At 71.2% G+C, this 24876-nt stretch carries 26 protein-coding genes; 17 read left to right on the forward strand and 9 right to left on the reverse strand.

Annotated elements, in window-relative coordinates:
- Positions 1-84: 84 nt before the first annotated feature.
- The gene (locus tag RCO28_RS11635; RefSeq protein WP_308940969.1) at positions 85-756 is read right to left on the reverse strand and encodes a helix-turn-helix domain-containing protein; all 672 of its coding nucleotides are present in this window, start codon (positions 754-756) and stop codon (positions 85-87) included.
- A 133-nt stretch (positions 757-889) separates the two neighbouring features.
- On the opposite strand from RCO28_RS11635, the gene RCO28_RS11640 reads away from it, so the two are divergent.
- Complete coding sequence (locus RCO28_RS11640) at positions 890-1855, forward strand: NAD(P)-dependent alcohol dehydrogenase (RefSeq protein WP_308940970.1); 966 nt, start codon at positions 890-892, stop codon at positions 1853-1855.
- 244 nt (positions 1856-2099) lie between these two features.
- Here the strand turns inward: RCO28_RS11640 and RCO28_RS11645 are convergent, their stop codons facing one another.
- The gene (locus RCO28_RS11645; protein ID WP_308940971.1) at positions 2100-2690 is read right to left on the reverse strand and encodes a TerB family tellurite resistance protein; all 591 of its coding nucleotides are present in this window, start codon (positions 2688-2690) and stop codon (positions 2100-2102) included.
- A gap of 259 nt (positions 2691-2949) precedes the next feature.
- Between RCO28_RS11645 and RCO28_RS11650 the strand changes: the two genes are divergently transcribed.
- Complete coding sequence (locus tag RCO28_RS11650) at positions 2950-3948, forward strand: aldo/keto reductase (RefSeq protein ID WP_308940972.1); 999 nt, start codon at positions 2950-2952, stop codon at positions 3946-3948.
- Here RCO28_RS11650 and RCO28_RS11655 read toward each other — a convergent pair.
- The gene (locus RCO28_RS11655) at positions 3945-5351 is read right to left on the reverse strand and encodes an SMI1/KNR4 family protein (RefSeq protein WP_308940973.1); all 1407 of its coding nucleotides are present in this window, start codon (positions 5349-5351) and stop codon (positions 3945-3947) included. The genes RCO28_RS11650 and RCO28_RS11655 overlap by 4 nt on opposite strands.
- Positions 5352-5409: 58 nt before the next feature.
- Complete coding sequence (locus tag RCO28_RS11660) at positions 5410-6216, reverse strand: methyltransferase (protein ID WP_308940974.1); 807 nt, start codon at positions 6214-6216, stop codon at positions 5410-5412.
- 131 nt (positions 6217-6347) lie between these two features.
- Here RCO28_RS11660 and argC point away from each other — a divergent pair, with 131 nt between their 5' ends.
- The 5 genes from argC to RCO28_RS11685 are packed head-to-tail and all read left to right on the forward strand — an operon-like array spanning position 6348 to position 11236.
- On the forward strand, positions 6348-7376 hold the full coding sequence (gene argC / locus RCO28_RS11665) for an N-acetyl-gamma-glutamyl-phosphate reductase (protein WP_308940975.1): 1029 nt from the start codon (positions 6348-6350) through the stop codon (positions 7374-7376).
- Positions 7373-8530, forward strand: coding sequence for a bifunctional glutamate N-acetyltransferase/amino-acid acetyltransferase ArgJ (gene argJ, locus RCO28_RS11670; RefSeq protein ID WP_308940976.1), 1158 nt, complete (start codon positions 7373-7375; stop codon positions 8528-8530). The genes argC and argJ overlap by 4 nt, the downstream gene beginning before the upstream one ends.
- A 36-nt stretch (positions 8531-8566) precedes the next feature.
- Positions 8567-9472, forward strand: coding sequence for an acetylglutamate kinase (argB, locus tag RCO28_RS11675; protein ID WP_308940977.1), 906 nt, complete (start codon positions 8567-8569; stop codon positions 9470-9472).
- Positions 9469-10686: an acetylornithine transaminase gene (locus RCO28_RS11680; protein WP_308940978.1), complete on the forward strand. Its 1218-nt coding sequence runs from the start codon at positions 9469-9471 to the stop codon at positions 10684-10686. Before argB ends, RCO28_RS11680 begins: the two co-directional genes overlap by 4 nt.
- A gap of 7 nt (positions 10687-10693) precedes the next feature.
- The gene (locus RCO28_RS11685; protein WP_282536159.1) at positions 10694-11236 is read left to right on the forward strand and encodes an arginine repressor; all 543 of its coding nucleotides are present in this window, start codon (positions 10694-10696) and stop codon (positions 11234-11236) included.
- A gap of 73 nt (positions 11237-11309) precedes the next feature.
- On the opposite strand, the gene RCO28_RS11690 is transcribed toward RCO28_RS11685, so the two are convergent.
- Entirely contained in the window at positions 11310-12272 is a 963-nt protein-coding gene (locus RCO28_RS11690; protein WP_308940979.1) for a bile acid:sodium symporter family protein, read from the reverse strand.
- A gap of 86 nt (positions 12273-12358) precedes the next feature.
- Positions 12359-12940: a pyridoxamine 5'-phosphate oxidase family protein gene (locus tag RCO28_RS11695; protein ID WP_308940980.1), complete on the reverse strand. Its 582-nt coding sequence runs from the start codon at positions 12938-12940 to the stop codon at positions 12359-12361.
- Between the two features lie 168 nt (positions 12941-13108).
- Between RCO28_RS11695 and argH the strand changes: the two genes are divergently transcribed.
- The 3 genes from argH to RCO28_RS11710 all read left to right on the forward strand — a co-directional run bounded on the left by argH (position 13109) and on the right by RCO28_RS11710 (position 16722).
- Positions 13109-14539 (forward strand): argininosuccinate lyase, encoded by a 1431-nt coding sequence (gene argH, locus RCO28_RS11700; protein WP_308940981.1) that lies wholly within the window; start codon positions 13109-13111, stop codon positions 14537-14539.
- Positions 14540-14644: 105 nt separating this feature from the next.
- Positions 14645-15196: a helix-turn-helix domain-containing protein gene (locus RCO28_RS11705; protein WP_308940982.1), complete on the forward strand. Its 552-nt coding sequence runs from the start codon at positions 14645-14647 to the stop codon at positions 15194-15196.
- Positions 15193-16722, forward strand: coding sequence for an MFS transporter (locus RCO28_RS11710; protein WP_308940983.1), 1530 nt, complete (start codon positions 15193-15195; stop codon positions 16720-16722). Before RCO28_RS11705 ends, RCO28_RS11710 begins: the two co-directional genes overlap by 4 nt.
- Before the next feature lie 18 nt (positions 16723-16740).
- Here the strand turns inward: RCO28_RS11710 and RCO28_RS11715 are convergent, their stop codons facing one another.
- A complete protein-coding gene (locus tag RCO28_RS11715) occupies positions 16741-17430 on the reverse strand; it encodes a lysophospholipid acyltransferase family protein (RefSeq protein WP_374991150.1) in 690 nt (229 codons plus the stop codon).
- A 255-nt stretch (positions 17431-17685) separates the two neighbouring features.
- Between RCO28_RS11715 and RCO28_RS11720 the strand changes: the two genes are divergently transcribed.
- The 3 genes from RCO28_RS11720 to RCO28_RS11730 all read left to right on the forward strand — a co-directional run bounded on the left by RCO28_RS11720 (position 17686) and on the right by RCO28_RS11730 (position 20152).
- Positions 17686-18849, forward strand: a complete 1164-nt coding sequence (locus RCO28_RS11720) for a glycerophosphodiester phosphodiesterase (RefSeq protein WP_308941241.1) — start codon at positions 17686-17688, stop codon at positions 18847-18849.
- A 98-nt stretch (positions 18850-18947) separates the two neighbouring features.
- The gene (locus RCO28_RS11725; protein ID WP_308940985.1) at positions 18948-19454 is read left to right on the forward strand and encodes a sigma-70 family RNA polymerase sigma factor; all 507 of its coding nucleotides are present in this window, start codon (positions 18948-18950) and stop codon (positions 19452-19454) included.
- A gap of 191 nt (positions 19455-19645) precedes the next feature.
- On the forward strand, positions 19646-20152 hold the full coding sequence (locus tag RCO28_RS11730) for a GNAT family N-acetyltransferase (RefSeq protein WP_308940986.1): 507 nt from the start codon (positions 19646-19648) through the stop codon (positions 20150-20152).
- 46 nt (positions 20153-20198) lie between these two features.
- On the opposite strand, the gene RCO28_RS11735 is transcribed toward RCO28_RS11730, so the two are convergent.
- Together RCO28_RS11735 and RCO28_RS11740 are read right to left on the reverse strand one after the other, a co-directional pair.
- On the reverse strand, positions 20199-20615 hold the full coding sequence (locus RCO28_RS11735; RefSeq protein WP_308940987.1) for a hypothetical protein: 417 nt from the start codon (positions 20613-20615) through the stop codon (positions 20199-20201).
- 1 nt (position 20616) lies between these two features.
- Positions 20617-20976: a hypothetical protein gene (locus tag RCO28_RS11740; RefSeq protein WP_308940988.1), complete on the reverse strand. Its 360-nt coding sequence runs from the start codon at positions 20974-20976 to the stop codon at positions 20617-20619.
- 110 nt (positions 20977-21086) lie between these two features.
- Between RCO28_RS11740 and RCO28_RS11745 the strand changes: the two genes are divergently transcribed.
- The 4 genes from RCO28_RS11745 (at position 21087) to RCO28_RS11760 (ending at position 24856) form a co-directional block, all read left to right on the forward strand.
- Positions 21087-21734 (forward strand): HAD family hydrolase, encoded by a 648-nt coding sequence (locus RCO28_RS11745; protein WP_308940989.1) that lies wholly within the window; start codon positions 21087-21089, stop codon positions 21732-21734.
- A 404-nt stretch (positions 21735-22138) separates the two neighbouring features.
- A complete protein-coding gene (locus RCO28_RS11750) occupies positions 22139-23194 on the forward strand; it encodes an ATP-binding cassette domain-containing protein (protein WP_308940990.1) in 1056 nt (351 codons plus the stop codon).
- On the forward strand, positions 23191-23958 hold the full coding sequence (locus tag RCO28_RS11755; RefSeq protein WP_308940991.1) for a methionine ABC transporter permease: 768 nt from the start codon (positions 23191-23193) through the stop codon (positions 23956-23958). Before RCO28_RS11750 ends, RCO28_RS11755 begins: the two co-directional genes overlap by 4 nt.
- Before the next feature lie 70 nt (positions 23959-24028).
- Positions 24029-24856: a MetQ/NlpA family ABC transporter substrate-binding protein gene (locus RCO28_RS11760; protein WP_308940992.1), complete on the forward strand. Its 828-nt coding sequence runs from the start codon at positions 24029-24031 to the stop codon at positions 24854-24856.
- The last annotated feature ends 20 nt before the right edge of the window (positions 24857-24876 follow it).

The raw sequence follows: 24876 nt of genomic DNA on the forward strand, positions 1-24876 counted from the left end.
ACACTTCCGGCCGGGGCGTACCCGTTTCCGCGTACAACGGCCACCGCCCGTCCGCCCCGGGGGAGTCGCCGCCCGGGGTAGGCACTAGGAGCGCCGCCCCCGGCCGGGTTCCGCCGTGAGCGGGAGGTTGCGCAGGGGGAGCGAAGTCGGCGGGGGCAGCGGCGAGTTGGTCGCGTCGGCGCGGAACGACTGGAGCAGGTAGGCCACGAGCCGCCGGGACGCCGCGGCGTCGTCCGGCAGCGCCGTCACCAGACCACAGTGCGCCAGCATGACCACGGCGAGGTCGGACGGCTGGAAGTCGGCCCGCAGCCCGCCCGCCGCCTGGGCCCTGCGGACCAGCGTCATCAGGTCCCGTTCGGCGCGCGCCCGGTCCTGCGCGTGCTCCACCGCACTGTCCGGGAAGGCGGCCAGGAAGGCGGCCGGGAACCCGCGTTCCTCCCGCTGCAGCCTGCAGAGCGTCTCGATCAGGCGCTGAAAGCCCCACCACGGGTCGGGGGCGGCCAGTGCCTCGGTGAGCGCCTGCGCGCAGGTCTCCATCTGCTGCTCGAACGCGCCCCGCACGAGGGCGTCCCGGGTCGGGAAGTGCCGGTACAGCGTCGCCACACCGACCCCCGCCCGGCGGGCCACCGCCGCCATCGGCGCGTCGATCCCGTGCTCGGCGAAGACCGCACGGGCGGCGACGAGGACGCGCTCCCGGTTGCGCCGGGCGTCCGCCCGCAGGCCCTCTGCGTCGCCGATCCGAGAGGAATCCGCCATCACTGTCTCTCGCTTCCCGTCCAAACGGACGATCTCGTCCACTTAGAGCCTACGGTCGACAGCAGATCCCCCTACAGCCCCCTACAGCCCCCTACAGCCCCGTACGGCCCCGTCGCGAAGGCAGCGTCAGACCATGAACGACCCCACGATGAAGGCAGTTCTCTTCGACCGCTACGGCCCGCCCGAAGTGCTCTACACAGGACGGCTGCCACGCCCCGAACCCGCCCGTGGCGAGGTCCTCGTGCGCGTACGCGCGTTCAGTGTCAACGGCGGCGAACTGGCGGCCCGCGCCGGGCGGGTCCGCCTCGTGACCGGCCGGACCTTCCCTCAGCGGATCGGCCTCGACCTCACGGGGGAAGTCGCCGCACTGGGCGCCGGCACGGCGGACTTCGCGATCGGCGACCGCGTCTGGGGCGTCCTGGGCCGCACCTCCGGGTTCGGCAGCGCGGCCGAATACGTGAGCGTGCCCGCCGGGCGGCTCGGCCGGGTCCCCGAGGGGCTCGACCTGGCGGACGCCGCCGCGCTGCCGGTCGCCACCACCGCCGTCACCGCACTGCGGGACAAGGCCGGGCTGCGCCCGGGGGAACGCCTCCTCGTACGGGGCGCGGCGGGCGGAGTCGGCCACGCGGCCGTCCAGCTCGGACGGGCGTACGGCGCCGAGGTCACGGCCCTCGCACGCGCCGCCAACCTGGGCTTCGTCCGGGAGCTCGGCGCGCACCGGGCCGTCGACCACCGGACGGTCCCACTGGCGGAACTGGGCCGCTTCGACGTGGTCCTGGACACGGTGGGGACCGACCTGCGGACCTTCCGGCGCCTGCTGAATCCCGGCGGGCGCATGGTCACCATCGCCTTCGACCTGGACCGGCCCGCCGCATCACTCGGCACCCTCGCGGCCGGCACGGTCCACGGGCGCGGCCGGGTGCGCTTCTTCAGCGGCAATCCCCGGCGGAAGGATCTCGACGACCTCGCTCGCCATGTGGCCGAGGGGAAGCTGCGCCCTGCGGTGGACGCGACCTTCTCGCTGGAGGAGACGGCGGCCGCGCATCGTGCTCTTGAGGCGGGCGGTGTGCGGGGAAAGTACGTGGTCAGGGTCGCCTGAGGGCCGCTCCGCGCCTCCTCGCCGTCTCTCCTCGCCGTCTTTCCTCGCCGTCCCCCCTCGGCCGTTCCGTCGAGGTGTCCCGCCCGGCTCCACCCAGCCATACCGCCGAGGTTTCTGCCCGGCTCTCACCCGGCCGTACCGCCGAGGCCGGGCCCGCACCGTCCTCGGTGCACCGTGTGTGCGTACGGGCCCGTGACCTCAGGGGTGTTGGTCGTCCGACTCGCTCAGAGTCCGTCCGACTGGCTCAGAGTCCGAACTCCTGCGGCGACACGTTGAGGGCCGCGCACGCCTCCCGCAGCACCTGCTGCTCGGCCGGGGCGACGAAGCCGTCCGCGCCCGCCACGACGAAGCCGGTCTGCACGACAGCCCTGGCCTCCGTCGGCTTCTTCGCCGCCTTGGCGATCTCCTGCATGACCCCGGCCTTGCCCTGCTGGAAGTTGAACGACAGCTGGTCGACATGCTTGTTGAAGCGCTGCCGCAGCTGCTCCGGCGGGAAGTTCTGCAGCACGTCGTTCTGCAGGATCAGGGACTCGATCTGCTGCCGCTCGGCCGGGTCGACCGAGCCGTCGGCAGCCGCGACCAGGGCGCACATGGCCATGCTCGCGTCCCGGTACGAACCGCTCTTCAGCTCCGTCTTCAAGGACGTGAGCTGGGTCTTGAGCATGCCGACGAGCTGGGCCTTCGACCCTCCGCCGCTCGACCCGGAGCCCGGATTCGCCCCGGCCCCCGGCTGTCCGTGTCCGTGCCCCTGTCCCTGGCCGCCGGAGCCGCGCGCTCCCTGTGCCTGCTGCTGCAGACCCTTGGCCTGGTCCTTGATCCGGTCCCACATCGCCATCCGTGCCACCTCGGCTAGCCGTTCACTGGTACGTGCGCTCACACGACGCATCGCTTTGCCAACGCCTTACCTTTCCCTGAAGTTCCTTCCCGGGCAAACGCGTTGGGTCCGGGCAGGTGGGCGCGGGGTGCCACCGCCCTGCTAAAGTCCCGGCAGCAGTTGAGCCTTCTCGGCGCGGATCCCGATCCGCCGAGGAGGCTTTTTTGCGTTCATCCCAAGGAACTTCCCGGAAAGCCCCCGGAGAGCGGAGAGCCCCGTCATGAGCCGACAGACGAACACCCGGACCACGTGCGGCACTTGGCGCCTCGGCGGCGAGCTGACCGTCCGCCGCATCGGCCTCGGCGCGATGCGGCTCACCGGCACCGCACCCTTCGACGGCGGCGCCCCGCGCGACCGGGAGCAGTCGATCGCCGTGCTCCGCAGGGCCGTCGACCTCGGCGTGAACCACATCGATACGGCCGCCTTCTACTTCTCCGCGACGCGCTCCGCGAACGAACTGATCAACCGGGCCCTCGCGCCGTACCCGGACGATCTGGTCATCGCGACCAAGGTGTGGCCGGGCCGTGACCCCTCGGGTGCCTGGTGGTGGGCGAACGCGGCGCAGCTACGCGGCCAGGTCGAGGAGAACCTGCGCCAGCTCGGCCGCGACCACCTGGACGTGGTGAACCTGCGGGTGCCTCCGAGCCGGCGGAACGGCTCGATCGCCGAGCACTTCGGCGCGCTGGCCGAACTCCGTGACGCCGGGCTGATCCGCCACCTCGGAGTCTCCAACGTGACGTCCGCGCAACTCGCCGAGGCCCTGGACATCGCTCCCGTCGCCTGCGTCCAGAACCCCTTCGGGATCGGCGCGTCGAGCGAGGACCGGGCGCTCCTCGACCGCTGCGGACAGCTCGGCATCGCCTTCGTGCCCTTCTACGCGATCGCGGGGTCAGCGGGCGACGCGGGGGCCGCTGCCGAGCAGAGCCCGGAGATCCTGGCCGTCGCCCGCGCGCACGGCGCGTCCGCCGCTCAGATCCGGCTGGCCTGGACCCTGCACCAGGGCCCGCACGTCCTGGCGATCCCCGGCACGGGCGACCTGGACCACCTCGAGCAGAACACGGCAGCCGCCGAACTACGCCTGTCGGAGGCGGAGTCAGCCCTCTTGACCGATGCGGCACGGCAGCGACCGGCCGGCGACCAGGGCCCGTCTCCCCGATCTTTGCGGGCCCGCGACGACCAGGGAGACGCCCCTAGGTCCTGTCTTCAAGACAGGACCTAGCCCGTGATCCCGACGTCCCCCTCCACCACCGTCTGAATGATCTGCGGCCGGTCCCACAGGGCCAGGATCTCGTTGGCAAGGGCCACTGTGGACAGCACCTCCTGGTTCCCGTGTGCGGTGATCGCCGCCGCCGACAGGCTGCGCGGGACCGCCCCCGCGTCCAGCAGCACGCGCCAGTCCTGCGGGGAGAGTTCCAGGTACTCCAGGCCCTTGAGCCCGGCTATCTCCAACGGGTCGGCGAGCGTGCCCGGGTACGCGACCAGCGTGCGCAGGCGGGGCAGGCCGAGCACCGGGGCGAGGCTCAGCGGCTCGGCCTCCCAGACGCCGATGGACAGCACCTCGAGTCCGGGGTGGGCGGCGGCCTCGACGCCGGGCAGGCTCCTTCGGTTGACGTGCGCCACGGCCGGCGGCCCGTCGGGGCCCGAGCCGCCGCTCGGCCCGCTCTCCCGGCCGAGGATCAGGTCGGTGAGCGAGTCCGCGATCAGCTCGGCCCCGATGTTCAACTCGTGGCTGAGCAGCACGATCTGCCCGACGTACCCGCGCGGGCCGGGCGTGAGGTCCACCGCGAGCCGGTCCCCGCCGCCGGTGTCGCCGAAGACGATCCAGCCCGGCGAGCCGACCAGGCCCTGCACCGCGTCGTCGTCCCGGGTGACGACCGCCTCCATCGCCGCGAACTGCCAACGGGTGGCCCGCGACGCCGCGTTCGCGACGTACACCTCCTCCAGCGGGAAGAGCTCGCAGCCCACCGACCGGTACGCGCGCTCCGCCGCGTCGGCGCCCTCGCCCCAGTCCTCCCCCTGTCCACGCGTCACGCGATAGAGCGCCTTCAACTCCTCCGGCAGCGGGACGCCGAGCCGGGCCTCCGCCGCCCCGAGCTCCGCGTCCGTGGCGCCGACGGCACCCGGCGGCATCCGGTCACGGAGGGTCCGTACGAGGAGCGCCGGGTCCGCGGAAGGGGCGGGGCCCGACTCCCGCACCGGCTCGGGCAGTCGGCGCCAGGGCTCCGGAACCGCGCCCTCCACCAGCAGCAGCGCACCCGGATGCGCGCTGCCGATCCCGGACTCCACGGCCGGGCTCCGCCCGAGCACGCGCAGCGTCACCGGCCCGGCCGCCGAGAACTCGGCCGTGAACGTGACGTCCTCGACCCCGGCGACGGCCAGCGCCCGCCGCACCGGATCCACCGCCTCCGCCTGCGCCCGTATCCCCGCGTCCCGCGCAAACCGGTCCGAACGCGGAACGTCCTCGCGTGAAGGCAGGCTCCAACTGCCCTGCCCGATACGGCCCGACGCGTACGAAGGCGTGCCGTCGCGCCCCGGTGCGCGCCAGACCCGCAGCAGGCGCAGCAGCGGCTCCCACGTCGAGAAGGCGTGCACCGAGGGCGAGTTGGCGTCCTGATCAGTCATGCCCCCGACCGTACGTGCCACCACTGACAACGAGCCCGCACCCGCCCCGCGACCGGGCTCAGGCCCCCGGCTTGCGCCCCCACGCCGAGATCATCGGCGATGTCGCCAGGTCGAGGCCGCCCTCAGCGACGTTGGCCAGATGGGACTCGATCTCCGCCCGCGTCGCGAGCCCCTTGGCGACCAGCTGGTCCCGTACCTGCTCCACCGTGGCGCGTTCGAGCTCCGCGCAGGCCGGCCCGGTGACCGGGAAGTACGCGTCGGCGCGCACCTCGGTCAGCCCCGCCCCGCGCAACAGGCGCGGCAGCCGCCGCCCGTACGAGAGGTCCGCGCCGCGCTCGGTGAGGAGCGCGCGGAAGCCGTGCTTCAGCTTGTTGGCGAGCCGCTGCTGCGGGCCGGACTCGTCGGGGCAGACGAGGGGCTGGAGCGCCGGGTCGGCGTCCTCGATCAGCAGGAATCCGCCGGGCCGCAGGGAGTCCACCAGGACGCGCAACGCCCGCTCGCGGTCGGCGACATGGACGAGGACGAGGCGGGCGTGGACGAGGTCGAAGGGGCCGGGCGGCGGCTCGTCGGCGACGACGTCGTGCCGGCGGACCTCGACCTGCGGGGCGGTGGCCGCGCGCGTCCACGACGTGTCGATGTCCGTGGCCAGGACGTACCCGTCGGGCCCGACCCGCTCGGCGAGTCCGCGTACGACGGAAGGACCACCGGCCCCCACCTCCCAGCAGCGCCAGCCCGCCGTGACGCCGATGGTGTCGAAGTGGCGGAAGGTGGAGGCGTCGAAGAGGCTCGCGAAGGCGTCGAAGCGCTCGCCCGCCTCGGACTGCCGGTTGTCGAGGAGGTAACCGTCGCCGGAGTGCTGCGTCATGCCCCGATCATGCGTCAAGGCCCGGCCCGCCCCGGATGCTCGACCTTGCTCGACCTCCCGTGGACCCTCTGCATCGCTTTGCATAAAACTTCGAAGCTACGTATAGTCATGCCATCACCGAGGAGGATCCGATGGCAGTACGTGCGGCAGTCGCAGGGGCGAGTGGATACGCGGGCGGGGAGCTGTTGCGTCTGCTGATCGGGCACCCGGACGTGGAGATCGGCGCCCTGACCGGGCACTCCAACGCCGGGCAGCACCTCGGCGCGCTCCAGCCGCATCTGCTGCCGCTCGCCGACCGCGTCCTGGAGCCGACCACCGCCGACGTGCTCTCCGGCCACGATGTCGTGTTTCTCGCGCTGCCGCACGGCCAGTCCGCCGCCGTCGCCGAGCAGCTCGGCCCCGACGTCCTGGTGATCGACATGGGCGCCGACTTCCGGCTGCAGAACTCCGCGGACTGGGAGACCTTCTACGGCTCCGAGCACGCCGGCACCTGGCCGTACGGACTGCCCGAGCTGCCCGGCGCCCGCGCCGCGCTCGGCGGTACGAAGCGGATCGCCGTGCCGGGCTGCTACCCGACGGCCGTCTCGCTCGCCCTCGTCCCCGCGTACGCCGCCGGACTCGTCGAGGACGAGGCGGTGATCGTCGCCGCGACCGGCACCTCCGGCGCGGGCAAGGCGCTCAAGCCGCATCTGCTCGGCTCCGAGGTGATGGGCTCCATGTCGCCTTACGGCGTGGGTGGCGGGCACCGGCACACCCCCGAGATGATCCAGAACCTCAGCGCGGCCGCAGGCCGGAAGGTCTCCGTGTCCTTCACGCCGACGCTCGCCCCGATGTCCCGCGGCATCCTCGCCACCTGCAGCGCCAAGGCCGCGCCCGGCACGAGCGGCGACGCGCTCCGCGAGGCGTACGAGAAGGCCTACGCGGACGAGCCGTTCGTGCGGCTGCTCCCCGAGGGGCAGTGGCCGGCGACCGCCTCCGTGTACGGCTCGAACGCCGTGCAGCTGCAGGTCGCGTACGACGCGAGCGCGGGCCGCGTCATCGTGATCAGCGCCATCGACAACCTGACCAAGGGCACCGCGGGCGGCGCGGTGCAGAGCATGAACATCGCCCTCGGCCTCGACGAGGCGACCGGGCTTTCCTCGATCGGAGTCGCACCGTGAGCGTCACCGCTGCCAAGGGCTTCACCGCCTCCGGCATCGCAGCAGGCATCAAGGAGAACGGGAACCCCGACCTGGCCCTCGTGGTCAACAGCGGGCCCCGACTGGCCGCCGCGGGCGTCTTCACCTCCAACCGCGTCAAGGCCGCCCCGGTCCTGTGGTCGGAGCAGGTGCTCAAGGGCGGCCAGGTCCAGGCCGTGGTCCTCAACTCCGGTGGCGCCAACGCCTGTACGGGCCCGAAGGGCTTCCAGGACACGCACGCCACCGCCGAGAAGGTCGCCGAGGTGCTGAACCTGAACGCGGGTGAGGTCGCCGTCGCGTCGACCGGCCTCATCGGGGTGACGCTGCCGATGGACAAGCTGCTCCCGGGCGTGGAGAGCGCCGCCGCGCGGCTGTCCGAGCACGGCGGCGAGAAGGCCGCCATCGCCATCAAGACCACCGACAGCGTGCACAAGACCGCGGTCGTCTCCAGCGAGGCCGGCTGGACCGTCGGCGGCATGGCGAAGGGCGCGGGCATGCTCGCCCCCGGCCTCGCCACCATGCTGGTCGTCCTCACCACGGACGCCGACGTGGACACCGCGGACCTCGACAAGGCCCTGCGCTCCGCGACCCGTACGACCTTCGACCGGGTCGACTCCGACGGCTGCATGTCGACCAACGACACCGTGCTGCTTCTCGCCTCCGGTGCGTCCGAAGTCGCCCCGGAACAGGCCGAGTTCGCCGAGGCCGTACGCGAGGTCTGCGCCGATCTCGCCCGGCAGCTGATCGGGGACGCCGAGGGTGCGAGCAAGGACATCCGGATCGAGGTCGTCAACGCGGCGAGCGAGGACGACGCCGTCGAGGTGGGCCGCTCCATCGCCCGCAACAACCTCCTCAAGTGCGCCATCCACGGCGAGGACCCCAACTGGGGCCGGGTGCTCTCCGCGATCGGCACCACCTCCGCGGCCTTCGACCCGAACCAGCTGAACGTCGCCATCAACGGCGTCTGGGTCTGCAAGGAAGGCTCGGTCGGCGAGGACCGCGAGCTGGTCGACATGCGCTACCGCGAGGTCGCGATCACCGCCGACCTGGCCGCGGGCGACGCCGAGCCGGTGGTGATCTGGGCCAACGACCTGACCGCCGAGTACGTGCACGAGAACAGCGCCTATTCCTCCTGACGCCCATTCCTCCTGACCCCCGGGGACCCCGAGCCGATGAGCACTCGTAAACACACCGCACTGCCCAAGGCGCAGATCCTCGTCGAGGCGCTGCCCTGGCTGACCCGGCACCGCGGCAAGACCGTCGTCATCAAGTTCGGCGGGAACGCCATGGTGGACGAGGAGTTGAAGGCCGCGTTCGCCCAGGACGTGGTGTTCCTGCACCACGCCGGACTCAGGCCGGTCGTGGTGCACGGCGGCGGCCCGCAGATCAGCAAGGCACTCGACCGGCACGGCATCGTCAGCGAGTTCAAGGCGGGCCTGCGCGTCACCACCGAGGACGCCATGGACGTCGTACGCATGGTGCTCGCCGGACAGGTGCAGCGCGAGCTCGTCGGGCTGCTCAACCAGCACGGCCCGCTCGCCGTGGGCCTCACCGGCGAGGACGCGCACACGATCACCGCGACCAAGCACCAGCCGCGGATCGAGGGCGAGTTGGTGGACATCGGCCGGGTCGGCGAGATCACCGAGATCGACACGGGCGCCATCGAGGCGCTCCTGGAGGACGGCCGCATCCCGGTCGTCTCCTCCATCGCCCGCTCCGAGGACGACCACCATGTCTACAACGTCAATGCCGATACGGCGGCCGCGGCGCTCGCTGCCGCCCTTGGCGCCGAGACCCTCATGGTCCTCACCGACGTCGAGGGCCTCTACGAGGACTGGCCGAACAGCGACGAGGTGATCAGCCGCCTCTCCGCCGCCCAACTGGAGAAACTCCTCCCGGAGTTGAGCTCCGGCATGGTGCCGAAGATGGAGGGCTGCCTGCACGCCGTCCGCAACGGCGTGCAGACGGCCCGCGTGATCGACGGGAGGGTCCAGCACTCGATCCTCCTGGAGATCTTCACGGACGAAGGAATCGGCACGATGGTCGTGCCCGACGAGCCCGAAGGGGGAGCGCAGTGACCGGCGGCAGCAACCAGGAGTACGCCCAGCGCTGGCAGGGCGCGCTGATGGACAACTACGGCACCCCGCGGATGCCGTTGGTGCGCGGCGAGGGCCTGAAGGTCTGGGACGCGGACGGCACCGAGTACGTCGACTTCATCGGCGGCATCGCCGTCAACGCCCTCGGCCACGCCCACCCCGCGGTGGTCCGCGCGGTCAGCGACCAGGTGGCGACGCTCGGCCAGGTCTCCAACTTCTTCATCGCCGAGCCGACCGTCGCCCTCGCCGAGAAGCTCCTCCACCACTTCGGCCGCACGGGCCGGGTGTTCTTCTGCAACTCCGGTACGGAGGCGATCGAGGCGGCCTTCAAGATCGGCCGCCTGACCGGGCGTTCGCACATGGTCGCCACGGAGGGCGGCTTCCACGGCCGCACGATGGGTGCCCTCGCGCTCACCGGCCAGCCCGCCAAGCGGCGGCCGTTCGAGCCGCTGCCGGGCGACGTCACGCATGTCCCGTACGGCGATGTCGAGGCGCTGCGGGCGGCCGTCACCGAGGACACCGCGCTCGTCGTGATCGAGCCGATCCAGGGCGAGAACGGCGTGGTCGTGCCCCCGGCCGGCTATCTGAAGGCGGCCCGCGAGATCACCTCTGCGACCGGCACGCTGCTCGTCCTCGACGAGGTGCAGACCGGCATCGGGCGGACCGGCCACTGGTTCGAGTACCAGGCCCACGAGGGCGTTCAGCCCGACATCGTGACGCTCGCCAAGGGCCTCGGCGGGGGCCTGCCGATCGGTGCGACCGTCGCGTTCGGCGCCGCGGCCGACCTCCTCAAGCCCGGCCAGCACGGTACGACGTTCGGCGGCAACCCGGTGGCGTGCGCGGCCGGAGTCGCCGTACTCGACACGATCGCGGCGGACGGGCTGCTCGACAACGTCAAGCGGCAGGGGGAGCGGCTGCGCGACGGGGTCGAGGGTCTTGGGTCTGGACTGGTCGGCCACGTCAGGGGCGCGGGACTGCTCCTGGGTATCGTGCTCACCGAGCCGCTCGCACCCCAGGTGCAGCAGGCCGCCCAGGACGCCGGTTACCTGGTGAACGCCCCCGCGCCCGACGTGGTCCGCCTGATGCCCGCGCTGACCCTCACGGACGCCGAGACGGAAGCGTTCCTCCAGGCCCTGCCCGGCATCCTCGACCGGGCGGCGGGCGCGGCCGACGGGGACGGACGATCCGGAGAATGAGACGACGATGAGCCTGCGCGACAACGAGCCCGGTGCGGAGGGCGGCCCCGCCGTCCCGCAGACCCGCACGGCCCGGCACCGCCGGATCGTGGACATCCTCAACCGTCAACCGGTGCGCTCCCAGAGCCAGTTGGCGAAACTGCTCGCGGACGACGGCCTGTCCGTCACGCAGGCCACGCTCTCCCGCGACCTGGACGAGCTCAACGCGGTGAAGATCCGCAACAACGAGGGCGACCTGATCTACGCGGTGCCCAGCGAGGGCGGCTTCCGCACCCCGCGCGCCCCGCTCGGGGAGTCCGCGAAGGAGGAGCGGATGCGCCGCCTCTCCGGCGAGCTGCTGATCTCCGCGGAGGCCTCGGCCAACCTGGTCGTCCTGCGCACTCCGCCGGGCGCCGCGCAGTTCCTCGCCTCGGCCATCGACCAGGCCGAACTGCACGACATCCTCGGCACGATCGCCGGCGACGACACGCTGATGCTGATCAGCCGCGAACCGGACGGCGGCCAGGCCCTCGCGGACCACCTGCTGTCCCTCGCCCAGAACGCGCGCTGAGCAGCCCTCCATACGTACGACGAAGGCCCCCGCGGCAACTCGCTGCGGGGGCCTTCCTTTTGCGTACGTACGCTCAGGCCCGGCGCGAGCGGCGGGCCATCCACGCGGCGACCACCGCGCCGGACACGTTGTGCCAGACCGAGAACACCGCGGCGGGCAGCGCCGCCAGCGGGCTGAAGTGGGCCGTGGCGAGGGATGCGGCGAGGCCGGAGTTCTGCAGGCCGACCTCGAAGGCGAGCGCACGGCTCGCGGGCTGCCCGAGCCGGGCCACCTTGCCGACCGCGTAACCGAGAGTCAGGCCGAGGCCGTTGTGCAGCACGACGGCGAGGAAGACCACGGCGGCGGCCGACTTGATCGCGGTGGCGCTGCCCGCCACGACCACGGCGACGATCACCGAGATGGTGACCGCGGACAGCCATGGCAGGGCGCCGAGGACGCGGTCCACGTACCGGCCCGCGAGGAGGCGCAGGGCGAGGCCCGCGAGGACCGGCAGCAGGACCGTCTTCAGGATGTCGGTGGTCATCGTGCCCGCGTCGATGGGCAGGAACGCGCCCGCAAGCAGCAGCGTCAGGGCGGGTGTCAGGAGCGGCGCGAGCAGGGTCGAGACGCTGGTGACGGAGACGGAGAGCGCGACGTCGCCGCGGGCCAGGTAGGTGACCACGTTGGACGCGGTGCCGCCCGGCGCGCAGCCCACGAGGATGATACCGGCGGCGAGTTGGGGCGGCAGCGAGAGGGCCTGCGCGATCAGCCAGCCGAGGCTCGGCATCACGAGGTACTGGGCGGCGAGCCCGAGCAGCACCACCCACGGCCGCTTGGCCACGCCCTGGAAGTCCGCCGGGGTCATCGTCAGGCCCATGCAGAACATCACGATGCCGAGCAGATACGGCACGGACGCCTTCCAGTCCGTGAAGGCGCCGGGTATCAGCAGGCCGAGCGCGCCGGCGGCGAGCACGAGCAACGGGAAGACGGTGACGGCCCGGCGGGCGGTCCGGTCCTCCGACGCGGTCGTGCTGGGGTTCGTCTGTTCGGTTTCCACGCGAGGATGCAACGCGCTGCCGCCCTGGGCCCGCAATCCCGTCTCGATATGTGGTCCATGCACCGACCCCGGTGCGGGGCGGTCGCTCAGGCGCTGGGCGGCAGGGGCAGCGGCACTCCCGGCAGTCCGTCCATGCTCCGGGCGATGGTCCGCTTCTCGAAGTACGCGCTCAGCGTGGTGTCGTCCTCGCGCGCGAAGCGCTTGGCGTGCAGGTCGCGGTCCTCGTCGTACGTCATGAAGGGCACGCCGTACCCGCAGCTGTCGCGGATGTGCTCGGCGGAGACGACGATGATCGCGCGCAGTCCGTGCAACGCCGGGTCGACGTCGGGGAAGTGGGTCAGGAGCTCGGCGAAGCGCGGGTCGTCGCGGAAGACGGGCTCGCCGCGGCCGTGCACGCGGACGATGTTCGGCGGGCCCTGGAAGGCGCACCACATGAGGGTGATGCGGCCGTTCTCCCGCAGGTGCGCGACGGTCTCGGCGTGGCTCCCGGCGAAGTCCAGGTACGCGACGCGCTGCTCGTCGAGGACCGCGAAGGAGCCGGTGACGCCCTTGGGGGAGAGGTTGATCGTGCCGCTCTCGTCGAGCGGCGCGGTGGCCGTGAAGAACACCGGCTGCGCCTCGATGAAGGTACGCAGCCGGCCGTCTATGCGCTCGTAGGTCTTTCCCATGCCGGTGATTATGGTCCCGAAATCCTTCGCCTGTCTAACGACTTCCTCGGATCCGGAACCGCGGAAATTGACGAAACATACGGTCCACTGCATACTCATGCATAGCGGCGGCATGAGGATCCGAGCAGTAGCGTGAGCCGCACATCCACCACCCCGAGGAGCAGAGCAGTGAGCAGCAACAGCGGTGACGTACGGCTGTGGGGCGGTCGTTTCGCCGACGGGCCCGCCGAGGCCCTGGCGAAACTCTCCGCCTCCGTGCACTTCGACTGGCGCCTCGCCCCGTACGACATCGCGGGCTCCCGGGCCCACGCGCGCGTGCTGCACGCGGCGGGCCTGCTGACGGCGGACGAGCTGGAGCGGATGATCGCCGGGCTCGACCTGCTCGAACAGGACGTCGCCAGCGGCGAGTTCACCGGCACCATCGCCGACGAGGACGTGCACACCGCCCTGGAGCGCGGCCTCCTGGAGCGGCTCGGCCCGGACCTCGGCGGCAAGCTGCGCGCCGGCCGGTCCCGCAACGACCAGGTCGCCACGCTCTTCCGGATGTACCTGCGCGACCACGCCCGGATCGTCGGCGGTCTGATCGCCGAGCTCCAGGAGGCCCTCGTCGGCCTGGCCGAGGCCCACCCGGACGTGGCCATGCCGGGGCGCACGCACCTCCAGCACGCCCAGCCGGTGCTCTTCGCCCACCATGTCCTCGCGCATGTGCAGTCCCTGTCCCGGGACGCCGAGCGGCTCCGTCAGTGGGACGACCGGACGGCGGTCTCCCCGTACGGCTCGGGCGCGCTCGCCGGCTCCTCGCTCGGCCTCGACCCGGAGGCCGTCGCGCGGGACCTGGGCTTCGAGCACGGCAGCGCGGGCAACTCCATCGACGGCACGGCCTCGCGTGACTTCGTCGCCGAGTTCGCCTTCATCACCGCGATGATCGGCGTCAACCTCTCCCGGATCGCCGAGGAGATCATCCTCTGGAACACGAAGGAGTTCTCCTTCGTCACGCTCCACGACGCCTTCTCCACCGGCTCGTCGATCATGCCGCAGAAGAAGAACCCGGACATCGCCGAGCTGGCGCGCGGCAAGTCTGGCCGCCTCATCGGCAACCTGACCGGCCTGCTCGCGACCCTCAAGGCGCTGCCGCTCGCGTACAACCGCGACCTCCAGGAGGACAAGGAGCCGGTCTTTGACTCCTGTGACCAACTGGAGGTCCTGCTCCCGGCGTTCACCGGCATGATGGCCACCCTCACGGTCAACCGGGAGCGGATGGAGGAGCTCGCCCCGGCCGGCTTCTCGCTCGCCACCGACATCGCCGAGTGGCTGGTCAAGCAGGGCGTGCCGTTCCGCGTCGCGCACGAGGTCGCGGGCGAGTGCGTCAAGGAGTGCGAGCAGCACGGCATCGAGCTCGACCAGCTCACCGACGAGCAGTTCGCGAAGATCTCCGAGCACCTCACACCCGAGGTGCGCACGGTCCTGAACGTGCCGGGCGCCCTCGCCTCGCGCTCCGGCCGCGGCGGCACCGCGCCCTCGGCGGTCGCCGTCCAGCTCGCCGAGGTCAAGGCCGACCTGTCGGTCCAGCAGGCCTGGGCCACCGCCAAGCAGCAGTAACACCCCTGTTCGGGGCGGTAGGGCCCGCCGTACGTCTGCGTACGGCGGGCCTTTCTCATGCTTAAGAATGAGACATCTGTGTCTCACTTGGGTTATGGTCGTCTCATGGCAGTCGATCGGGAACAGGTGCTGCGGGCCGCAGCGGGCCTGCTGAGCCGCAAATCCACCGCGACCATGGACGAGGTCGCCCGCGCCGCAGGCATCGGCCGCGCCACCCTGCACCGGCACTTCGCCGGGCGGGAAGCGCTGGTCAGGGCCTTGGAAGAGATGGGCATCCAGGAGCTGGAGGCCGCCATCGACGCGGCGGCGCTCGACGAGGGTCAGGCCGACGACGCCGTACGACGGCTCGTCGCCGAAGTGGAGCCACTCGGCCCGCTCCTGTCCTTCCTCGTCAGCGAGAACCAGCTCTTCGAGGGCGACCAGCAGAACGAGGGCTGGGCCCGTCTCGACGCCCGCGTCTCCCGCCTCTTCCGGCACGGACAGGAACAGGGCGTCTTCCGGATCGACCTGACCCCGGCCTGGCTCACCGAGGCGTTCTACGGACTCGTGGGCGCGGGCGCCTGGGCCGTCCAGGACGGACGGGTCGCGGCCAAGGAATTCCAGTACATGATCGTCGAGTTGCTGCTCGGCGGCGCCCGGCGGAGCGTGGAGAAATGACCAGCACAGCGCAGCATGTGACGAAGGAGCAGGAGGGGCGTCACCCGGGCCGCTGGCTCGCCCTCGCCGTGCTCGTCCTGGCCGTCCTGCTCGTGGCGGTGGACGCGACCGTACTCGGCCTCGCCACCCCGTTCCTCAGTGAGGACCTCAAGCCGTCCGGCACCCAGCTGCTCTGGATCGGTGACGTCTACTCGTTCGTGATCGCCGGTCTGCTCGTCTCCATGGGCAGCCTCGGCGACCGCATCGGCCGCAAGAAGCTGCTGCTCACGGGCGCGGTCGCGTTCGGCGCGGTCTCGGTGCTCAACGCGTACGCCACCACGCCCGAGACGATGATCCTGGCCCGCGCGCTGCTCGGTGTCGCGGGTGCGACGCTGATGCCGTCCACCCTCGCGCTGATCCGGAACATCTTCCACGACCCCAAGGAGCGCAGCGTCGCCGTCGGCATCTGGGGCGCCGCCGCCTCGGCCGGCGCCGCGGTCGGGCCGCTCGTCGGCGGCACCCTCCTCAACCACTTCTGGTGGGGCTCGGTCTTCCTGATCAACCTGCCGGTGATGGCGGTCCTCGTGCTCGTCGGCATCAAGCTGCTTCCCGAGTCGCGCGACCCGAACCCGGGCCCGTGGGACCTGCTCAGCGTCGCGCTCTCCCTGGTGGGCATGGTCGCGGTGGTGTACGCCGTGAAGGAGGCGGCCGTGCACGGATTCCGCTGGGACATCGCGGTCGCCGCGGTGGTGGGCGTCGTCGGCCTGATCTGGTTCGCCAGGCGGCAGTTGACGCTCGACTCGCCGCTGCTCGACATGCGGCTCTTCCAGCACCGCGGCTTCTCCGGGGCGGTCCTCGCCGACCTGCTGACCATCCTCGGCCTCGCCGGTCTGGTCTTCTTCCTCTCCCAGTTCCTGCAACTGGTGCAGATGCGCTCGCCGTTGGGCGCCGGGCTGATCGAACTGCCCGCGGCCCTCGGCGCGGTGGGCACGGGGCTCGTCGCGGGTCTCGTCGCCCGGCGGACCTCGGTGCGGCTCACCGTGTCGGCCGGGCTCGCGGCGGTCGGCCTGGCGCTCGCCGCGTGCACGGCGCTTGACGCGCACACCCCGGTGCTCCTGATGTGCGTCGCGCTGTTCCTCGGCGGCGCCGGCGCCGGCCTCGCCTTCACGGTCACCGCCGACGTCATCCTCTCCAGCGTCCCCAAGGAGCAGGCGGGCGCGGCGTCCGCGGTCTCCGAGACGGCGTACGAACTGGGCTCGGCCCTCGGCATCGCCCTGCTCGGCTCGGTCGTCACCGGTATCTACCGCGGCTTCACGGTCCCCGAGGGTGTACCGGCAGAGGCGGTCACCGCGGCCCAGGACTCGCTCGGCGGAGCGGTCGAGGTGGTGAACCAACTGCCCGCGGAACAGGGCGCGAAGCTGCTCGCGTCGGCGCAGGCCTCGTTCACGACGGGCTTCGAGACGGCGGCGGGCGTCGCGGCGGCCGTGCTGTTCGCCACGGCGGTGGCGGCGTGGTTCATGCTGCGGGGGCAGCGGCTGGAGAACTGAGCCCGTCCGGCAGGACGGTTACGCCGCCTTCGCCTTCGTGGCGTACATGTCCACGTACTCCTGCCCGGACAGCGCCATGACCTCGGCCATGACGGAGTCCGTCACCGCGCGCAGAACGTACCGGTCGCGGTCCATGCCCTCGTACCGCGAGAACTCCATCGCCTCGCCGAAGCGGACCGTGACCCGGCCCGGGCGCGGCAGGCCCGCGCCGCCCGGCTGGAGCTTGTCCGTGCCGATCATGGCGAACGGCACCACCGGGGCGCCGGTCATCAGGGTCAGCCGGGCGATGCCGGTACGGCCGCGATACAGGCGGCCGTCGGGGGAGCGGGTGCCCTCCGGGTAGATGCCGAAGACGCGGCCCTGCTCCAGGACGCGGCGGCCGGTCATCAGCGCCGCGACACCGCCGCGGCCGCCGTCCCGGTCCACCGGGATCATGCCGACGCCGGTGAAGAACCATGCCATCAGGCGGCCCTTGAGGCTCTTGCCCGTGACGTACTCGTCCTTGCCGATGAAGAACACCTGCCGGTCGCAGACCAGCGGCAGGATCATCGAGTCGATGAACGTCAGGTGGTTGCCCGCGAGGATCACGGGGCCGTCGCCCGGAATGTTCTCCGCGCCCTCCACCCGTGGACGGAACATCAGGCGCATGACCGGTCCGAGCACTGCCTTGATGAACGCGAAGCGGGACAACGGTTCCTCCGGTGTCAAGGGTCTTGCAAGGGCGACTGTGCAGGTGAGGACGATACTCGCGGACACGTCCGGATTGCACACCGGGGTTCACCCACTGGATACACATTGTTGATCCGTGTTGGCTCTCCGTTGGTCGCTCCTTGGTGCCAGGGGCTCCCTTCCGCCATCTGACGGGCCCTAACATCTGCCCGTCAGCCGACAGACGCGTGCACACGACGAGCGCGAGGAGCGCATATGAGCCACGGAGAGCAGGGCCGGCAGGGTCAGCGGGACATGGCGGGGGAGCGGTCGGGCGCGGGCGGACCCGGCAGGCGTTCCCTGCTCGGCGCGGCGGTGCTCGGCGCGGGCGGAGCCGCGTTCGGGCTGGCCGGCACGGCGAGAGCCGACGACGGCGGGAGCGGTTCAGGAGGTCGTGGCGTCGCCTCGCTGCCGGTGCCGACGGTCGTCGCGCACCGCGGCGCCAGCGGGTACCGGCCCGAGCACACCCTCGGCTCGTACCAACTCGCCCTGGACATGGGCGCGCACGTCATCGAGCAGGACCTGGTGCCCACCAAGGACGGCCATCTCGTATGCCGTCACGAGAACGACATCACCGGCACGACCGATGTCGCCGACCACCCCGAGTTCGCCGGCCGCAAGGCCACGAAGTCCGTCGACGGGGTGTCCCTGACCGGCTGGTTCACGGAGGACTTCACGCTCGCCGAGCTGAAGACGCTGCGCGCGAAGGAGCGCATCCCGAAGAACCGCCAGGAGAACACGGTCTACGACGGCCGCTGGGAGGTGCCCACGCTCGAAGAGGTGCTGCGCTGGGCCGAGAAGGAGGGGCGCAGGCGGGGCCGTCCGGTCTGGCTGCACATCGAGACCAAGCACCCCACGTACTTCCGGAAGCTCGGCCTCGGCCTGGAGGAGCCCCTCGCGAAGCTGCTGCGCCGGTACGGGCGGCACAAGGAGCACTCCCCGAACTTCGTCCAGTCCTTCGAGCCGAGCAGCATGCAGCGGATGAGCAGGCTCATCGACGGGCCGCGCGTGGTGCTGCTCTCCAGGGCGTCCAGCCGCCCCTGGGACTTCGTGGAGTCGGGCGACCCGCGCACCGTCGCCGACCTGGTCAAGCCCGAGGGCCTGAAGTGGATCGCCTCGTACGCCCAGGGCATCGGGCCCACGCTCGACCTGGTCATCCCGCGCGACAAGGAGGGCCGCCTCACCGAGCCCACGACCCTGGTCCGGGACGCCCACGCGGAGAACCTGCTCCTCCACCCGTACACGATGCGCAACGAGAACATCTTCCTCCCGCTGGACTTCCGCAAGGGCACGGACCCCAACGCCTACGGTGACGTCTTCGGCGCACTCAAGACGTACTTCGCCACGGGCATCGACGGAATCTTCTCCGACAACCCGGACACGGCGCTGCTCGCGGCGGAGGATTTCGCCGACAGCTAGGCGGAGCAGGTCGTCAACGGGCAGGTGGGCAGGGCCCGTTGAGGTGAGCGTGCACCGTCCCGGCAACCCGCTGTCGGGACGGTGACGTCACCAGCGGCATGATCACCTTGACCGCGGAACACCTGGTGGCCACCCTCCGACCCCTGCTGACCGCCGAAGCAGCCGCGGCGGCGCCGGCCCTCGGTGCGGACCCCGGCGACCTCGAACAGGCGGTGTGGTTAAGGCTGTTGGAACGCCTCCACCTAATCGGCCCGCCGGCGGACCCGGAGGGGTGGTTGCGGAACGCGGTCCACGCGGAGGTGTGCCGGGCGGAGTGGGCGGGTCTGCGGGAGCGGGCCTACAGAGGTGAGCCCGCCACCGCGGACGACGTTCCCGAACAGGTCCTCGTCCGCGTCGAGCGCGACCGCCTCCTCCGGAACGCCGTGCGGCGGCTGCCCGGGAGCTGTGCCCGGCTGGTCGCTGCCTTCCTGTCACCGAGGGACCTCACGTACCGGGAGATCGCCCGGGAGCTGGGCCTCGCGCAGGGCAGCGTGGGCCCGGAGCGTGCCCGATGCCTGGAGAGCCTGCGCAGGCTCCTCGCGCCGGAGGACTTCGACGTCGGGTGATCTGACGGACCTCCCCATGTACCCCCGAATCCCAGGGAAGTCGGCTATCTCACAAGGCAGTTTGGGGCTGGAGCGTTCCCGGGGCCTGGGATGCGTGCGCAGAATGCTCGCGGAGGTTGCGGCACCCGGACTGTTGGGGAAAGGTGCGAACAAGGGCAACCGGCGGACAGGTGAGCGGGAGGCGTGCGCACATGGGCATGAGCGTGACCATCTCAGCGGCGGAGACTCAGGACGCCGAGCAGATTCTGAAACTGCAGTACCTCTGCTACCAGAGCGAGGCGGAGCTGTACGGCGACTACTCCATCGAGCCGCTCACCCAGTCACTCGACTCACTGCGTGCCGAACTGGACGCCGGCTGCGTCCTCGTGGCCCGGCTCGGCACGGAGGTCGTCGCCTCGGTGCGCGGCGGGGTCGACGCCGACGGCACGGCCCGGATCGACAAGCTGATCGTGCACCCGCGGATGCAGCGCCACGGCCTCGGCGGCCGGCTCCTGCTCGCGATCGAGGAGCGCCTCACCCTCGCGGGCGCCGTCAAGAGCTTCCAGCTCTTCAGCGGCCACCGCAGCGAGAACAACCTGCAGCTCTACCGCAAGCACGGCTACGCCCCCGTCGGCACCCGGCAGGTCAATGAGCGCCTCACGCTCGTGACCCTCGCCAAGGACGCCACCGACCCGGCGGCGTACGCCACCAGCGCCTGAGGCACGCGGACGCCGTGAGCTGTCGAGGGCCGGTGCCTTCGACAGCTCAGGCCGCCGCCCGTACCTCCGTACGAGACCTGCGCAGCCAGAACAGCGCCGTCACCGGCAGCAGCACCGGGATGAACAGATAGCCCATCCCGAAGTCCGACCACACCGTGGCGTCCGGGAAGGCCGACGGCTCGACCAGCGTCCAGGCCCCGACCACGACCACACCCACCAGCTCGGCCGCACAGCACGCGAGCGCCGCCCGCCGGGCCGTCTCGCCGCCGCGCACCAGCGTGTACGTGATGAACGCGTAGACGAGCGCCGCGAGCAGCGAGAGCGAGTAGGGCAGCGGGGCCCGGTCGAACTCCGTGGAGATCTGGTAGACCGAGCGCGACAGCGCGCCGACCACCATCACCCCGTACAGCCAGACGAGCAGCAGCCCCGGGCCCTTGATGAGCCGTGTGCGTTCCGCGGCCATCTCAGGCACCCCAGATGTCATAGAGCCGGACCTGCAGCACCGCCAGGACCACGCCGGACGCCGCGACCGTGATCGAACCCCAGCGGGTGCGCTCGGCGAGCGAGAGGAAACCCGCCGCCGGGACGCACGCTGCGCAGCCGATCAGATACGCGACGAAGATCGTCGTACCCTGCTCCGGCTCCTGACCGCGCGCCAACTGCACGATTCCCACGACGAGTTGGACCACGGCGAGCAGGGTCACCACGGCCATGCCGATGAAGTGCCAGTCCTTGGTGGGCTGGTCGCGGAAGGCCGCGAACCCGCACCACGCGGCGAGCAGCAGGGCGGCCACGGCGGTCGCGACCGTCAGGGCGATGAGCATGCCGAGACCCTATTACGGGACGAAAGTCCCCTCGCGCCCGGCCCGGGGTCCCACGGTGAGGGCCGGGGGTCCGATAAGGGGCGCGGGGCGTTCCGCTTACGCTCGGAACCATGAAGATCCAGGCCGAGGCCCTCCTTTTCGACAACGACGGAACGCTGATCTCCTCCATGGAGTCGGTCTACCGCTGCTGGCGCCGCTGGGCCGAGGAGTACGGGATCTCCGCGGCCGACTTCGAGCGGGTCGAACTGCACGGCCGCCCCGCCGTCGAGATCATCGCCGAGCTGCTGCCCGAGGAGCGGATCCCGGGCGCCCTCAAGCGGATCGAGCAGCTGGAGGTGGAGGACGTGGCCGGCGGCGTCGTACTGCTGCCCGGCACCAAGGAACTCCTCGGCTCGCTGCCCCGCGACCGCTGGGCCGTCGTCACCTCCGCCACCCGCCCCCTCGCCGAGGCCCGGCTGCACGAGGTCGGCGTCGACTTCCCCGCGATGGTCGCCGCCGACGACATCACCCGGGGCAAGCCCGACCCCGAGCCCTTCCTGCTCGCCGCCGAGAAGCTGGGCGTCGACCCGGCCCGCTGCGTGGTCTTCGAGGACGCGCCCGCAGGTCTGGCGTCCGGCCGCGCGGCCGGCATGAGGACCGTGGCGTTGACCACAACCCACACCGCCGAAGAGCTAGTCGCCGACGTCGTCGTGACCGACCTCTCGGCGGTGTCCGCGCAGGCCATCGAGGGTGGCGTCGAGATCGTCACCGCCGGCTGAGGCCCCTCGCGCGCTGTCCGGACAGCGGACCGAACGAGTCCGCTATTCGGACAGCCGTGATCGGCTCGTACGCCTGTCTGCTTTACTGGTCCGCATGACCACGACGAGCTACCGCACCCCTGCGACCGAGGCGAACGCAACGCCCGGTGCTCGTTGTATGTGTCGAATGTGCGCCTTCTGAGGGCCCCCGCACCCCCGCCTCGCGCCCCGAAGCGAGCCCGCGAGCCGTGTCCGCGCACCATCCCCGAGCGGAACGAGCACCGCCCCGCGCACGCGTTACTCCCCGGTTCCTCCGTGCCCCGTACGAGAGTGCCCCGTACGAGAACCGTGCCCGGCTTCCGAAGAAGAATGCCCCGTGCCCGGCGCGCACCCCGCGCCCGCACTCGACAGTGACGGAAACCCCAGTGATCACCACTTCCGGCCTGACCAAGGTCTACCGCTCACGCGGTCGTGAAGTAACCGCACTCGACGGCGTCGATCTGCACGTGCGCGAAGGGGAGGTGTACGGCGTCATCGGCCAGTCCGGCGCCGGCAAGTCCTCGCTGATCCGCTGCGTCAACCTCCTCGAACGCCCCACCTCCGGCACCGTGACGGTGGACGGCGTCGACCTCACCGCCCTCGCCGGCCGCGGCCAGCGCGCGAGCAAGGAGCTGCGCCAGGCCCGCAGCCGCATCGGCATGGTCTTCCAGCACTTCAACCTGCTGTCCTCGCGGACCGTGCAGGACAACGTCGAGCTGCCCCTGGAGATCCTCGGCATCAGCGGCCGCGAGCGCTCCCGCAAGGCCCTCGAACTCCTCGACCTCGTCGGCCTCTCCGACAAGGCCAAGAGCTACCCGGCCCAGCTCTCCGGCGGCCAGAAGCAGCGCGTCGGCATCGCCCGCGCCCTGGCCGGCGACCCGAAGGTGCTGCTCTCCGACGAGGCCACCAGCGCCCTCGACCCGGAGACCACCCGCTCGATCCTCCAGCTCCTGCGCGACCTCAACCAGCAGCTCGGCCTGACCGTCCTGCTCATCACGCACGAGATGGACGTCGTCAAGACCGTCTGCGACTCGGCCGCCCTGATGGAGCGCGGCCGGATCGTCGAGTCCGGCACGGTCGGCGAACTCCTCGCCACCCCCGGCTCCGAGCTGGCCGCCGCGCTCTTCCCGGTCAGCGGCGAGGCCTCCGGCGACGACCGCACCGTCGTCGACCTCACCTTCCACGGTGAGACCACCACCGAGCCGGTCATCTCGCAGCTCTCCCGTACGTACAACATCGACATCTCGATCCTGGGTGCCGCGATGGACACCGTCGGCGGCAGGCAGGTCGGCCGGATGCGCATCGAACTGCCCGGCCGCTTCGAGGAGAACGTCGTGCCCATCGGGTTCCTGCGCGAGCAGGGGCTTCAGGTGGACGTGGCCGGACGCGCGGAGCTCGCCTCGGGTGAACCGCAGCTCGTGAAGGAAGGTGTCGCCAAGTGACCTGGTCGGAAATGCAGCCCCTGCTGGAGCAGGCCTGTCTGGACACCTTCTACATGGTGGGCTGGTCCACGCTCATCGCCGTCGTCGGCGGACTGCCGCTCGGTGTGCTCCTCGTCCTCACGGACAAGGGCGGCCTGCTGCAGAACACCTTCGTGAACAAGGTGATCGGGCAGGTCGTGAACATCGCCCGCTCGATGCCCTTCATCATCCTGATGGTCGCCCTGATGGGCTTCACGCGCGCCGTAGTCGGCACCACCATCGGCGTGGAGGCGGCGATCGTGCCGCTCGCCGTCGGCGCCATCCCGTTCTTCGCGCGCCTCGTCGAGACGGCCGTACGCGAGGTCGACCACGGGCTCGTCGAGGCCGTGCAGTCGATGGGCGGCAACACCTGGACCGTCGTACGCAAGGTCCTCGTGCCCGAGTCGCTGCCCTCGCTGATCTCGGCGACCACCACGACGATCGTCGCGCTCATCGGCTACTCGGCCATGGCCGGCACGGTCGGCGCGGGCGGCCTCGGCGACATCGCGATCCGCTACGGCTACCAGCGCTTCGAGTCCAGCCTGATGTGGATCACCGTCGCGGTGCTCGCCGTCGTCATCTCGCTCATCCAGTTCGCCGGTGACAGCGGCGCCCGGGTCCTGCACCGCCGTGCGGGCAAGGGCGGCGAACCGCTCCGCTTCCGCGCCTTCACCGGCCTGCTGCCGGGCGGCCCGGCCACCTCCGAGGCGACCGCGACCGCCGGATCCCCGGCCAAGTCCGGCTGACACCTTCCTGCTTCCCGTCTTCCCCGTTGCCACCGGCGGGGTGTACCACCCATGGAGAAAGGCACTTTTCGTGCGTAACACCACCAAGATCACCGCAGCAGTCCTCACCACCGGCGCCCTCACCCTCGGTCTGACCGCCTGCGGCGGCGGCGAGGACGAGAAGGCCAAGGCCTCCGACCCGCTGATCGTCGCCGCGACCCCCGTGCCGCACGCCGAGATCCTGAACTACATCAAGGACAACCTGGCGGCGAAGGAAGGCCTCAAGCTCGAGGTCAAGGAGTTCACGGACTACGTCCAGCCGAACCAGGCCACCGAGGACGGCTCCGTCGGCGCCAACTACTTCCAGACCCAGCCGTACCTCGAGGACTTCAACAAGAAGAACGGCACGCACCTCGAGTCCGTCGCCACCGTCCACCTGGAGCCGCTCGGCCTCTACTCCGAGAAGCTCAAGAAGGCCGACGACCTGAAGAAGGGCGCCACCATCGCCCTTCCCAACGACGCCGACAACGAGAGCCGCGCCCTGCGCTTCCTCGCCGCCAACGACCTCATCACCCTGAAGAAGGGCGCCGAGGCCACCGCGACCCCGCAGGACATCGCGAAGAACCCGAAGGACCTCCAGTTCAAGGAGGTCGAGGCCGCGCAGACCCCGCGCTCCCTGAAGGACGTCGACGCCGCGGTCATCAACGGCAACTACGCGATCGGCGCCGACCTCAAGCCGGCCAAGGACGCGCTGTTCCTGGAGACCACCAAGGGCAACGACTACAACAACGTCCTCGCCGTGAAGGAAGGCGCCGAGAACGACCCGCGCGTGAAGAAGCTCGCCAAGCTGCTGACGTCGCCCGAGGTGAAGAAGTTCATCGAGGACAAGTACGCCGGCTCCGTCCTGCCCTCCTTCTGAGCCGAACGCTGAGCTGAGAG

The sequence above is a fragment of the Streptomyces sp. LHD-70 genome, assembly GCF_031157275.1.
Classification (GTDB): Bacteria; Actinomycetota; Actinomycetes; order Streptomycetales; family Streptomycetaceae; genus Streptomyces.

Coding starts and splice junctions, on each gene's coding strand:
- RCO28_RS11660 (WP_308940974.1), bottom strand. CDS start 6,216: ATGACGCAGCACTCCGGCGACGGTTACCTCCTCGACAACCGGCAGTCC.
- RCO28_RS11635 (WP_308940969.1), bottom strand. CDS start 756: ATGGCGGATTCCTCTCGGATCGGCGACGCAGAGGGCCTGCGGGCGGAC.
- RCO28_RS11705 (WP_308940982.1), top strand. CDS start 14,645: ATGGCAGTCGATCGGGAACAGGTGCTGCGGGCCGCAGCGGGCCTGCTG.
- RCO28_RS11730 (WP_308940986.1), top strand. CDS start 19,646: ATGGGCATGAGCGTGACCATCTCAGCGGCGGAGACTCAGGACGCCGAG.
- RCO28_RS11695 (WP_308940980.1), bottom strand. CDS start 12,940: ATGGGAAAGACCTACGAGCGCATAGACGGCCGGCTGCGTACCTTCATC.
- RCO28_RS11650 (WP_308940972.1), top strand. CDS start 2,950: ATGAGCCGACAGACGAACACCCGGACCACGTGCGGCACTTGGCGCCTC.
- RCO28_RS11740 (WP_308940988.1), bottom strand. CDS start 20,976: ATGCTCATCGCCCTGACGGTCGCGACCGCCGTGGCCGCCCTGCTGCTC.
- argC (WP_308940975.1), top strand. CDS start 6,348: ATGGCAGTACGTGCGGCAGTCGCAGGGGCGAGTGGATACGCGGGCGGG.
- argB (WP_308940977.1), top strand. CDS start 8,567: ATGAGCACTCGTAAACACACCGCACTGCCCAAGGCGCAGATCCTCGTC.
- RCO28_RS11735 (WP_308940987.1), bottom strand. CDS start 20,615: ATGGCCGCGGAACGCACACGGCTCATCAAGGGCCCGGGGCTGCTGCTC.
- RCO28_RS11685 (WP_282536159.1), top strand. CDS start 10,694: ATGAGCCTGCGCGACAACGAGCCCGGTGCGGAGGGCGGCCCCGCCGTC.
- RCO28_RS11640 (WP_308940970.1), top strand. CDS start 890: ATGAACGACCCCACGATGAAGGCAGTTCTCTTCGACCGCTACGGCCCG.
- RCO28_RS11710 (WP_308940983.1), top strand. CDS start 15,193: ATGACCAGCACAGCGCAGCATGTGACGAAGGAGCAGGAGGGGCGTCAC.
- RCO28_RS11720 (WP_308941241.1), top strand. CDS start 17,686: ATGGCGGGGGAGCGGTCGGGCGCGGGCGGACCCGGCAGGCGTTCCCTG.
- RCO28_RS11745 (WP_308940989.1), top strand. CDS start 21,087: ATGAAGATCCAGGCCGAGGCCCTCCTTTTCGACAACGACGGAACGCTG.
- RCO28_RS11645 (WP_308940971.1), bottom strand. CDS start 2,690: ATGGCGATGTGGGACCGGATCAAGGACCAGGCCAAGGGTCTGCAGCAG.
- RCO28_RS11655 (WP_308940973.1), bottom strand. CDS start 5,351: ATGACTGATCAGGACGCCAACTCGCCCTCGGTGCACGCCTTCTCGACG.
- RCO28_RS11725 (WP_308940985.1), top strand. CDS start 18,948: ATGATCACCTTGACCGCGGAACACCTGGTGGCCACCCTCCGACCCCTG.